At 37.8% G+C, this 11,352-nt stretch carries 10 protein-coding genes; 2 read left to right on the forward strand and 8 right to left on the reverse strand.

Annotation, left to right across the window (positions count from 1 at the left end; all coding sequences use genetic code 11):
* On the reverse strand, nucleotides 1-838 hold an 838-nt coding region (locus ACIQ2X_RS09010), incomplete at its 3' end, for a tyrosine-type recombinase/integrase (RefSeq protein WP_396178599.1).
* 449 nt (nucleotides 839-1,287) lie between these two features.
* Nucleotides 1,288-2,103 carry a 2,3,4,5-tetrahydropyridine-2,6-dicarboxylate N-succinyltransferase gene (locus ACIQ2X_RS09015; protein WP_396178600.1) on the reverse strand — a complete coding sequence of 272 codons (816 nt, stop codon included), beginning with the start codon at nucleotides 2,101-2,103 and terminating at the stop codon, nucleotides 1,288-1,290.
* Between the two features lie 214 nt (nucleotides 2,104-2,317).
* Between ACIQ2X_RS09015 and ACIQ2X_RS09020 the strand changes: the two genes are divergently transcribed.
* Nucleotides 2,318-3,622 carry a DUF389 domain-containing protein gene (locus tag ACIQ2X_RS09020; protein ID WP_396178601.1) on the forward strand — a complete coding sequence of 435 codons (1,305 nt, stop codon included), beginning with the start codon at nucleotides 2,318-2,320 and terminating at the stop codon, nucleotides 3,620-3,622.
* 174 nt (nucleotides 3,623-3,796) lie between these two features.
* On the opposite strand, the gene ACIQ2X_RS09025 is transcribed toward ACIQ2X_RS09020, so the two are convergent.
* The 5 genes from ACIQ2X_RS09025 to ACIQ2X_RS09045 form a co-directional block, all read right to left on the reverse strand.
* Nucleotides 3,797-6,013: a RelA/SpoT family protein gene (locus tag ACIQ2X_RS09025; RefSeq protein WP_396178602.1), complete on the reverse strand. Its 2,217-nt coding sequence runs from the start codon at nucleotides 6,011-6,013 to the stop codon at nucleotides 3,797-3,799.
* A gap of 446 nt (nucleotides 6,014-6,459) precedes the next feature.
* Complete coding sequence (creD, locus tag ACIQ2X_RS09030; RefSeq protein WP_396178603.1) at nucleotides 6,460-7,803, reverse strand: cell envelope integrity protein CreD; 1,344 nt, start codon at nucleotides 7,801-7,803, stop codon at nucleotides 6,460-6,462.
* 17 nt (nucleotides 7,804-7,820) lie between these two features.
* On the reverse strand, nucleotides 7,821-8,135 hold the full coding sequence (locus tag ACIQ2X_RS09035; RefSeq protein ID WP_396178604.1) for a hypothetical protein: 315 nt from the start codon (nucleotides 8,133-8,135) through the stop codon (nucleotides 7,821-7,823).
* Between the two features lie 50 nt (nucleotides 8,136-8,185).
* Complete coding sequence (locus tag ACIQ2X_RS09040; protein ID WP_396178605.1) at nucleotides 8,186-8,485, reverse strand: winged helix-turn-helix domain-containing protein; 300 nt, start codon at nucleotides 8,483-8,485, stop codon at nucleotides 8,186-8,188.
* A complete protein-coding gene (locus ACIQ2X_RS09045; RefSeq protein WP_396178606.1) occupies nucleotides 8,485-9,108 on the reverse strand; it encodes a hypothetical protein in 624 nt (207 codons plus the stop codon). Before ACIQ2X_RS09045 ends, ACIQ2X_RS09040 begins: the two co-directional genes overlap by 1 nt.
* A gap of 805 nt (nucleotides 9,109-9,913) precedes the next feature.
* On the opposite strand from ACIQ2X_RS09045, the gene ACIQ2X_RS09050 reads away from it, so the two are divergent.
* Nucleotides 9,914-10,960, forward strand: a complete 1,047-nt coding sequence (locus ACIQ2X_RS09050) for an endonuclease/exonuclease/phosphatase family protein (RefSeq protein ID WP_396178607.1) — start codon at nucleotides 9,914-9,916, stop codon at nucleotides 10,958-10,960.
* Nucleotides 10,961-11,007: 47 nt separating this feature from the next.
* Here the strand turns inward: ACIQ2X_RS09050 and ACIQ2X_RS09055 are convergent.
* The coding region (locus tag ACIQ2X_RS09055; RefSeq protein WP_396178608.1) for a sodium-dependent bicarbonate transport family permease at nucleotides 11,008-11,352 on the reverse strand (345 nt) is incomplete at its 5' end.

The raw sequence follows: 11,352 nt of genomic DNA on the forward strand, positions 1-11,352 counted from the left end.
GTTTTAAAACCTGTTGTAGGCTCCTGTCGTCATAAGGTTGCCCTTTAATTTTTCCTTCAAACAAAAATGTTTCAGGCTTGTGTAACTTATAATATTCTCGAAGCATTTCTAAAATTTTAGGAGATAATGGTGCAATTCGGTCTTTTTTGCCTTTGGCGTTTTTGAGCAAAACAATGTTTCTTTTGGAATCGATATGATGGGGTTGTAATGCCAATAATTCGCCACAGCGTAAACCACAACTGTATATTAAACTCAACATCATTTTGTGTTTGATATTGCTATGGGCATTCAAAATTAATTTTACCTCCTCTTTACTCAGCACGTTTGGCAATAGTTTCGAGCGTTTGGGACGGTGTATTTTATCTACCATTATTTTTGTTTCTCGAATGGTTTGAAAGAATAGCTTAATCGAGTTAACAATTTGATTTTGGTAGGAAGGCGAAAGATTGTTTTTTAAGATATAGTTGTTGTTGTACACAATTACGTCTTCATTACTAATTTCGGCTAGGGGTTTATCGCGGAAAAAAATTAAAAAAGATTTCAATGCTTCGCTGTAGGTCGTAACGGTACTTTCGCTGTAGCGTTTGGAGCGAAGCCATTGTTTAAATTTTTCGATTTGAACGATTCCTTCGGCCGAAGGCAACGAATATGAAATTCGGGACATCTTAAACCGAACCCGATTTTCATCGGTATCTGGCAAATGCCACACCTTTAGGGTTTGACTCCATTTGGCATCTTCTAATTGTTTGATACGCACAATCAAATCGGCGTTTTTTTCGAAGTACACCGCTATTCGCTTTTCGTTTCGGTGTTTAATAAGTTTTGCTTCCCATTGCATACTATATTTCTTTTGAATAAAATTAGTGAATTTCAACACATATTCGCCACTCACTCAAAAGAATGAATAAGCAAGATAAGACTAAAAATTTCAAAGAAAAAAAATTGCCACAGCTTTCACCGATTTCCACAGATTTTTTTGTGCAAAAAAATGAGACACGAATTTCACAAATTTTAATAAATTTTATGTGGAGGAAAATCGGAAGATTTCTTTTGAAATTCGTGTATGTATATTAAGTTTTTTTTGTTCGTGATAATTCGTAATAATTTTTGTCAGAAAAAACGTTTTTTAAAATCCCAAGCGATAAAAAAATGCCTAAAGCCCGAACCTCTAGCCCCGACTGGAGTGGAATTGTTTCGTGCTCCTGGGGTTTAGGAGTACGAAACAATGGGAACGGAAGGCGGGAACATGGATTAAAAAAATGCCACGAGATGTGCTCCTAAAAAATTTTAAACCGCCACGTCGTATTCGCGCAAAGCGTCGTTTAAGGAGGTTTTTAAATCGGTTGATGGTTTGCGTTTTCCAATAATTAAAGCGCAAGGGACTTGGTAGGATCCTGCTGCAAAAGTCTTTGTATAACTGCCAGGAATAACTACCGAACGGGCGGGAACTATGCCTTTCATTTCTATTGGCGTATCGCCAGTGACGTCGATGATTTTAGTGGATGCAGTAAGGCACACATTGGCACCCAAAACGGCTTCTTTTTCTACCTTAACGCCTTCCACCACGATGCAACGCGACCCGATAAAAGCACCGTCTTCGATAATTACGGGTGCGGCTTGCAGGGGTTCTAAAACGCCACCGATACCTACGCCTCCTGAAAGATGTACGTTTTTGCCAATTTGAGCACAACTTCCTACAGTTGCCCAAGTGTCTACCATTGTTCCTTCGTCGACATAAGCGCCAATGTTGACATAACTGGGCATCAAAATTACGCCTTTGGAAATGTAAGCACCATGACGGGCTACGGCATTGGGTACAACACGAATGCCTTTTTCGGCATAGCCTTTTTTTAACGGAATTTTGTCGTGGTACTCGAAAATTCCGGCTTCTAAGGTTTCCATTTTTTGGATAGGGAAGTAGAGTACAACGGCTTTTTTAACCCATTCGTTTACTTGCCAACCGTTTTCGGTGGGTTGAGCAACTCGTAATTTTCCTTGGTCTAGCAAGTCGATTACTTCTCGAATGGCGGCCGTAGTTTCGGTATGTTGTAATAATTCTCGGTTGTCCCAAGCTTGTTCTATTGTCGATTGTAAATGATTCATGGATGTATTTTTTATGCAAATATAGTTGTTTGAATAGTTTGCAAAGACACTTTTTAATAGCATTGCAAAAAAAAGTTTTTGCCGTGGTAGGATTAAAAAAAAATTATACGATAGCGTTGATGCGAATGGTTTTCGCAAAAATAATACTATTAATTTTCTATTTGCAACAGAATAATTTTATCTTTAGAGCTATTAACCGAGCTAAATTGAGGTCATGCTGAGAACTTTTATCAAAATGTTTAACCTCCATGAAGGAGAGGATGATCGGGCGAAGACGCTGGAAATCATCAAACAGAATGTTAATTTTACGGGGGCTAATATGTGGATTTTGGCCTGTGCCATTATTGTAGCTTCGGTTGGTTTGAATGTCAATTCGACGGCGGTAATTATAGGAGCGATGCTTATTTCGCCGCTAATGGGTCCCATCGTAGGAGCGGGTTTTGCTTTGGGGATTTACGATTTCGACTTGCTCAAAAAGTCGTTGCGAAACTTGGCCATCTCCACCATTATTGGGTTGGTTTTTTCTACAATGTACTTTTACATCAGTCCGTTTAAAGACGTTCAATCTGAAATATTGGCACGAACGAGTCCCAATATTTACGATATTTTAATTGCTTTTTTTGGAGGAATTGTAGGGGTTATTGCAGTAACTCGGGTAGAGAAGGGAAACCCTATTCCGGGTGTGGCCATTGCTACGGCTTTGATGCCACCGCTTTGCACGGCAGGTTTTGGAATTGCAACAGCAAATTGGAGTTTTTTTCTAGGTGCCATTTATTTGTATTCTATAAACTGTGTGTTTATCGGAATTGCTACCTTTTTGATAATCAAATATTTAAAATACGCACCTAAAAAGCAAATCAATATTGCACAACAAAAACAAGTTCGAAATAGTATTACATTGCTTATTTTAGTGATGTTGGTTCCAAGTGCTTATTTGGCCTATTCGCTTTATAACGAACAACAACTGCGTAAAAACATTGATCGCTTTTTAAATATGGAATTTGTCGAAAACGGTTACACCATCGTGTACAAAAAAACCGATTTAAAAGGTAAAAATAAAAAAATAGAGTTGGGTTTTTTGACCAAGCGTTTTGACCAAGATGAAATTGCGAACTATAATAAAAAACTGGTCAAATATGCGATCCCAAATACGAAACTGGTTATTTTGCAAGACAGCACGGACCGATTACTTACTTTAAAGGGAGCTATTCTCAATGAAATGAAAGGGAATTTAAAGGTGGATGATCGCGATATTCGATTGGCAGAACTAAATAGTGAACTCGCACAAAACCGATTTGACGATGTGAGTTTGTACAACGAATCGAAAATTTTGTTTCCAGCGATTCAAAAGTTTTCTATTGCCAATCACCGTTTCATTATGCAAAAAGACAGCGTAATGAAAGAAACCATTGTGATTATTTCGTCTCGAAAACCCCTCGACATTACCGAAACGAAAAAGTTGGAAGCTTGGCTAAAATCGCGATTGGCCATCAAACAGCTGAAAGTTTTACAGGAGTAAGTATTGAAGGTCATGCCACGAAGGCACAAAGGCGCTAAGTTATTTTGAAACTGCTTTAATCTATAATTCTTTGCGTCATCGCGGAATTTTTTCGGTCTTTCAGTTTTTCATACTTTCAATCTTCGTGCTTTCGTGTCTTCGTGGCAATATTTCTATCTTTCTTTCTTTCAATCTCTATTTATAAACCCGAGTCACCTTATCAATCCCATCAATTTTCTTGATGTTGTCGGTTAGTTTTTTCAAAATCGTGTTGTTTTGTACAATAACCGCCACTTGACCTTTAAAAATTCCAGCGTCGCTACTCAACGAAATACTCTGGATATTAACATGCATGTTGCTCGAGATTACTTTTGTCAACTCATTGGTCAATCCCAAACTGTCCATTCCGGTAATGTCCAAAATGGCTTTGAACTCCTGTTGAGACGAATCGATCCACTTGGCTTGAATAATGCGGTAGGCATAATTGGATTGCATACTAATGGAGTTGGGACAATCTTTTTTATGCACTTTGATGCCTTCATTTATTGTTACAAATCCAAATACATTATCGCCCGGAATCGGGTTGCAACATGCCGAGAGTTTGTAATCCAACTTGTCCTGTTCTTTCCCAAAAACCAGCATGTCAAAATTCTGACTCAATTCGTCCTTCTGAACAAACTCGCTGTTTTGCGACGGTGCTCTTTTGATCCGATTTTTGAAAAAATTCATAAACGAATTGCTCTTCAGCGAAGCAAATTCTTTAAGCTGTGCATTGTCAATTGATCCGATTCCGGCTTTGAAAAACAAATCCAAACTTGTTTTTAGTTTAAAAAAACTAACGAGTTCTTTGACTACATTCTCGTTAATCGTAATTTTCAAATGCCGCAATTTTCGCGTCAAAAGTTCTTTTCCTTCTTCGGCAATTTTCTTCGTGTCTTCGTTAAGAACGTTTTTGATTTTTGTTTTGGCACGCGAAGTGGTTACATAATCCAACCAATGCGAAGTGGGTTTTTGGTTTACAGATGTTATAATTTCCACCTGGTCGCCGCTTTTCAACTCATAATTCAGGGGTACGAGTTTGCCATTCACACGGGTTCCGCGGGTTTTTACGCCAATTTCAGAGTGAATACTAAACGCAAAATCAAGAGAAGTAGCACCTTTGGGCAGTGATTTTATTTCGCCTTTTGGCGTAAAAACAAAGATTTCCTTGGAATACAAATTCATCTTGAAATCTTCCACAAAATCCACCGCATTTACCTCTTGATTTTCTAAGGCTTCCCGTAGCAAATTTAACCAAACATCCAGTCCGCTTTCTTCCGTCGCTCCTTGCTTGTATTTATAATGTGCGGCATAACCTTTTTCGGCAATTTCGTCCATACGTTCGCTCCGCACTTGCACTTCTACCCAGCGACCTTTGGGTCCCATAACCGTGATGTGCAACGCCTCATAACCCGTTGATTTGGGCGACGAAATCCAATCGCGCAATCGACTCGGACTCGGACGGTAATGGTCGGTTACTATGGAATATATTTTCCATGCAATAAACTTTTCCTGATTAGGTTCGCATTTATACACAATCCGAAGGGCAAACTTGTCGTACACTTCATCGTAGCTCACATTTTGTGCTTTCATTTTCCGGCGAATCGAGTATATCGATTTTGGCCGACCTTTAATCACACAGTCCACACCTTCGGCTTCCAGGGATTCCCGAATCACATCCGAAATGGTTTTGATATAATCGTCCTGTTCTTCTTTGGTTTCCTTTATTTTACTCACAATGTCGTTGTACACATCGGGTTCAGTGTATTTCAAACCCAGGTCTTCCAACTTCGTTTTGATGTTATACAAACCCAGTCGGTGGGCGAGTGGAGCATAAATGTACAAGGTTTCCGACGCAATTTTCATCTGCTTGTAATCGGCCATCGATTCCATCGTTTGCATATTGTGCAGTCGGTCGGCCAACTTGATCAAAATTACCCGAACGTCGTCGTTCAAAGTCAACAACATTTTTCGGAAATTTTCGGCTTGCAACGACACATTCATGTCTTTCTGGACTTGCGCAATTTTCGTCAGTCCTTCTACCAACTGTGCAATTTTGCTATTGAATTGTCTTTCAATATCTTCCACGGTAATGTCCGTATCTTCTACCACGTCGTGCATCAAAGCCGCAGCAATCGAACTCGGTCCTAAACCTATTTCCGACGCCACAATTTTGGCTACTGCAATGGGATGAAAAATATAAGCCTCGCCCGATTTTCGTCGAACATCTTTGTGGGCTTCAACGGCCAAGTCAAAGGCTTTCCGAATCAATTTTTTATCATCGTCCGTCAACGTTTGATAACTAATGCGAAGTAACTCCTTGTATTCCTTTGCAATCGCTTTATTTTCTAATTCAATATCCGCTTCTGTCATAAACCTGTTTCTAGTTTAGCTAAAATTAGCATAAAGATTCGGATTAGCAAATAAATTGGCTTTTAAAATTTAACTTAAAATTCAGTTATTCACAAAAATTTTTTGGGCGGTCCCCCGATTGAAAAAAATCGGGGGCGGGCTGTTTGTTCCCGCTTCCCGATGAAAAATCGGGAGAGCTCCACTACCATCCCTACCGCGGAAATGCACAACGACAAAACCCTCCAAAGATTCAAATTTTTTGGAGGGTTTAAATTATAGAATAAGCTGTCGGTTTTCCTTATATCACGTGCTCAAAAATCCAATTGGAACCATAATTTCACGAATATAAAAAAAATGTTGAGGTGCAATTAAGTTCATCAAAGATGAAAATTCGAATTAAATCCGATAGATAATTATTCTAGAAAATTAGTGAATTCGTGGTTGAAATGAGCTATCACAAATCCTTTTTAAATTTCTTTGGTATTCCAATCGATTTTTCTTGAAAAATACATTACAATACCAAGGATGACAAACAATCCAATACTTCCCACCAATAGTGCATAATTTTCAAGTTGGATAATCACGTAAATAAAAGCGTACAATGCCGCCAAAGCCAAAGCGATAAACATCGAGAATTTTTTGCTTTTCAAAATCGAAAGTGTGTAGAAAAACAGCATTCCAATTACGGCGACAGTAGCAATTCCGTAGGCAATCGAAAAACTGGAATGCTCAGTAATAGAAATCAGTAACGTGTAAAACAGCACGAGTGCCAAACCAATCATTCCGTATTGGAAAATGTGGATACTGATTTTGCTGGTGGTTTGGATTAAGAAGAAAATTAAAAAAGTAAGGCCAATCATCAGGAAGCCGTATTTGGAAGCCCGCTCGTTTTGCTGGTATTGATCGACGGTCTCAATGAGTTTAACACCAAACAAGTAGTCGTTAAGTTGCGGTAAAAATTCGGCATGTTCTTGCGCAAAAGGCCGGTTGACTTGCGAAATCGACCAATCGGCATGAAAACCATTTTCATCAATAGATTTTGAGGTTGTACTGGCCGAGAAATTACCTTCAAAACTTGGATTTTGCCAATCAGAATCAATCGAAACAGTGGTGTTTTTTCCCACGGGAACAAATTTTACCGAGTTGCTACCGTTGTACTTCATTTGAAACTGAAACGAAACGGTTTTGCTTTCAGACAAATCAAAAATATCACTTTCTAAATCGTCAAAGTATTTATCTGAATTTTCTTTCGATTCAAAATTTAAGTCGGATTGGTTGACTTTCAGTTGCAAATTGCTTTTGCTGCTTTTCAAGTTGGTTGTTTTTACCAAAATAGTGGCTTGATTCCACAAAACATTGGCTTCGTCAATTTGAAGTTTCTTGAAATTTGGGGTTGAAAATGTACCTTTCGCCTGAATGTCTGTCGAAAATACAACCACATTGTAAAGTCCTCTTTTGAGCGAATTGTCTTTTTTAATTTGCGTTTTAAAATCCACTTTTTCAGGAAAAAAATAGGCGTAAGCCACTGATTTTGTCTGGCTGATTTCTTCCTTTTTTGTTGCGGGATTTAGTGTGGTCGTTTGGCTGTACACGTGGTACGGAATCCGAAGTGTGGGTCCGTAAATGTGCACATCAGAACCCCAAGTTTTTGTAACTTCCTGCACGACCTCTTTTTTTCGGTCGGCACGTTCGGTAATCAAACTTTGGACATACGAAAGCGGAATGAGTAGAAAAAGGGCAAGCAATCCGACCATGATAATTTTGGCAGTGGTGGTTTGGTAAAACGGAATGTCATTTTGAGAAGTTTCCATAAAAAATTGAATTAAGGTTAAAAAAGATTATTTTGATTAATAATAATAAAGAGGTAAAGTGCGGTAATGGGAATGTTAGAAAGTAGAATTGCGATTTCTTCAATGGTTTTGGTACGGGTTGCCCGAGCCACAATCAGTTTTCGCATCAAAAACAAGAGCATAATGGCATTGGTAAAAAGGGCAATTACTACAAAGCACCAACCACCGATTAAAAAAACAATTTCATTCGGAAAGAGTAGGTGACTGATGAAGAAAAAAGTGCCACCGGCAAACGAGTAGATTGCCATTTTAATGGGTCGGGTTTGGGTGCTAATTTTATTAAAATCACTCATTTTTTATATTTTAAAGTACTTTGTATTTCAAAGTGAATAGATAAATTTTTTTAGATTCCTTTCTGAATCAATTTTTCAAGCGCTTCAATATGGTCTTGAAAAGCCTTCCGACCTAATTTGGTTGTCATGTAACGGGTATTGGGTTTTTTGCCAATAAATTGTTTTTCAATCGCGATATAATTTTCCGCTTCCAGCGCTTTGGCATGACTGGCAAGATTGCCGTCGGTCACGCCTAGGAGTTCCTTGAGCATATTAAAATCAGCAAATTCGTTTACCATCAACACCGACATGATGCCCAATCGAATCCGGTGGTCAAAGGTTTTATTGATATTTTCGATAAGGTTTTTCATTATTTCCGTTCGTATTTAAAATACATCATCGCACCATAAAAAATGTGGCAAAAACCAAATCCCAATGCCCAAAAAAGCAAGCCGTAGCCAATAAACCATAACGATATAAATGCCAAAACGAGTAGGGTAACTCCCAAATAGCGAACATCGCCAATGGTATAGGTACTCGCATTGATAATGGCCAAACCGTAGAAAATAAGTGTAAGTGGTGCAATTAGCGAAAATTGTTCTTTCTCGATTAAATAAAGAATTAAAACACCACCAGTAGTTAGTGGAATCAAAAAGTTGATGATCAAACGTTGTGTCGATTTGTCCCAAATTTTTTCGCCGTGTTTATTGGCTTTCCGCACGGTAAGTACAATTCCGGTTAGCACAGATAAAATAAGTACCGTTGCCGCAATGATTAAAAGCTTGATGACGGCATCTTCAGAGATAACCAGCGTTTTGTACGAGCCCAAATTTGATTGATCGAAATATATGGTTTGATAGGCAAAGTAAGCGCCGATTAAGGCATAAATTCCAGCTAAAATTCCTGATAAACCACTAAGCGAAATAAAACGAGAGGAACGATTCATCATGTTCTTAATCTCTGAAATGTCATTCAAATATTTGTTTGTATCCATTTTTAAAGTACTTTGAGATACAAAGTAAAAGATATTTTTTCAGTCAACCAAATTTATTTGGAGTTATTTTTGGAGGGAACAATTTTTTTTAATTGCATTGGATGTAAAAAACTGCCTGGGTGTGGTTGGTAATGTCTGTTCGATTTTTTTGTGCAGTAAATTTCAACAAAATTCTTGATACGTTTCGCACTCAAAGCGAGGTGTATTGAGCACCGTTTTTAATAAAATTATTCTAGTTTTCAATCCGATTTTCTATCGAAAATCACTCAAACCGACAAAAAATTAGTTTCGAGAACTAAATACATGGAGCGTATTAGAATAATAAAAGCTGACCGATACTTGTATCATTGCCGTGTGACTGGTTCTCCTTTAACAGTGGAAACGTAGGCTTTTTATGCATGCCCGAACGGGTGGAAAGGACATACGCCATTACAGCTACTTCAACAACCTGACTACCCGTGACCTTCGTTACAACAAGCACGGTTCAGTTTTTATCTTATGGATTGCTAAATTTAAAAGTACAACATCCCTGTTTTTTAGTAGTTTCTAAATCTATAAATTGCGAGATATTTGATTTAACAATAGAACTTAATTGCTAAGTAGCTAAACTATTGATTTCTTTTGAAACTGATTTTACAGCATTTCAGCTTTATTTTATGCAATTTTATTACAGTGAAACTGCGAAAATAAAATCCTGCAACGAAATGCCAAAACAGTACATCGTTTTTCAAAAAGTTGTATCTTGGATTGGAATTAAATAAGGTTTTAAAGAATCTTTTTTCAACTTCAATTTCAAATTTTATTTATGAAGATGACAGTACTTTTATTGAGTTCCTTACTGCTGGTTATTACCTTATTGCCTTTTGTAAAAAAAGAGTATTGGGTATTTAGAGTCTGCGATTATCCAAGGCTTCAAAAGTTGGTTTTAAATGTCGTTTGCATTGTTTTTTTGGCGTTTTATGTACCGCAAAAAGATGTAACGGTCATGTTGTTTCTCGGTTTGATGCTTATAAATGCCACCTATCTCTTTTATTTAATTATTCCATTTACGAAAATTTCTAATTATCAGGTGTTGGATATCAAAGATGAAATTCCAGAAAATGGTATAAAATTAATGATGGCAAATGTTTTGCAAGATAATCGCAATTACCAAGGTTGCTTAAACGAAATTGAGCGGGTTGAACCCAACCTGGTCCTACTTTTAGAAACCGATTTGGTTTGGGAACAAAATGTAAAAATATTGGACAAAAAATTTCCTTTTCAGGTAAAAGTACCTTTGGATAACAAATACGGGATGTTATTGTATTCCGAATTTGAGTTAACAAATACTTCGGTTCATTATATGGTAGAAGCAGATATTCCATCCATTCACACACAAGTGGTTTTGCCAAGTGGTCAAATGATTCAATTGTATGCCGTTCATCCCACACCACCGGTTCCTAACGAAAATCCGTCTTCTGCCGAACGGGATAAGGAGTTGCTACTCGTAGCTGATTTGGCTGTAAAATCCAAACTTCCCGTCCTTGTTATCGGTGATTTAAATGATGTAGCTTGGAGCTATACAACCGAGTTGTTTCTTAAAATGAGTGGTTTGCTCGACCCCAGACGCGGACGCGGTTTTTTCAATTCCTTTCATGCGCATTATCCGTTTCTTCGATTTCCGTTAGATCATGCGTTTGTTTCCGTGGATTGGAAATTTAAAAAAATGATTCGCCTTCGTAATTTTGATTCGGATCATTTTCCCATCTTCATCAGTTTGCAGTTCGAAAAACAAGCGCATTTAGAACAAGAAGGAATGAAACCCGATGCAGCGGATGTGGAAGAAGCAAATGAAAAAAAGGGAACTTCCTAACTTCATAATTTTTAACCAAGAGAAGCAAACTTTCGCTTTTTAAAGCATCACGTGCATTGAACAATCATCAAATAAATGGGTAAACCAACAGTGATATTTATTGGAAAAGTAACCGCTAACGCCATAGGTAGAAACAATCCAGGATTCGCTTTGGGAACAGAAATTTTCATAGCCGCTGGAACGGCAATGTAAGAGGCGCTTGCCGCTAAAATAGCAAAAATAAATCGGTTAGAAATATCAGGAGTTACTATGGAACTCAAAACCGCTACAATACTTCCGTTGATAAGAGGAATGAATACAGCAAAAGCGGCAGGAAACCAGCCAAAAGAGAAAAAAGCTTTCAATTTTTTGCCGCTTGTGATTCCCATATCGAGCAGAAATATAGCTAAAAA

It is taken from the genome of Flavobacterium sp. (assembly GCF_044368625.1).
Taxonomy (GTDB): Bacteria; Bacteroidota; Bacteroidia; order Flavobacteriales; family Flavobacteriaceae; genus Flavobacterium.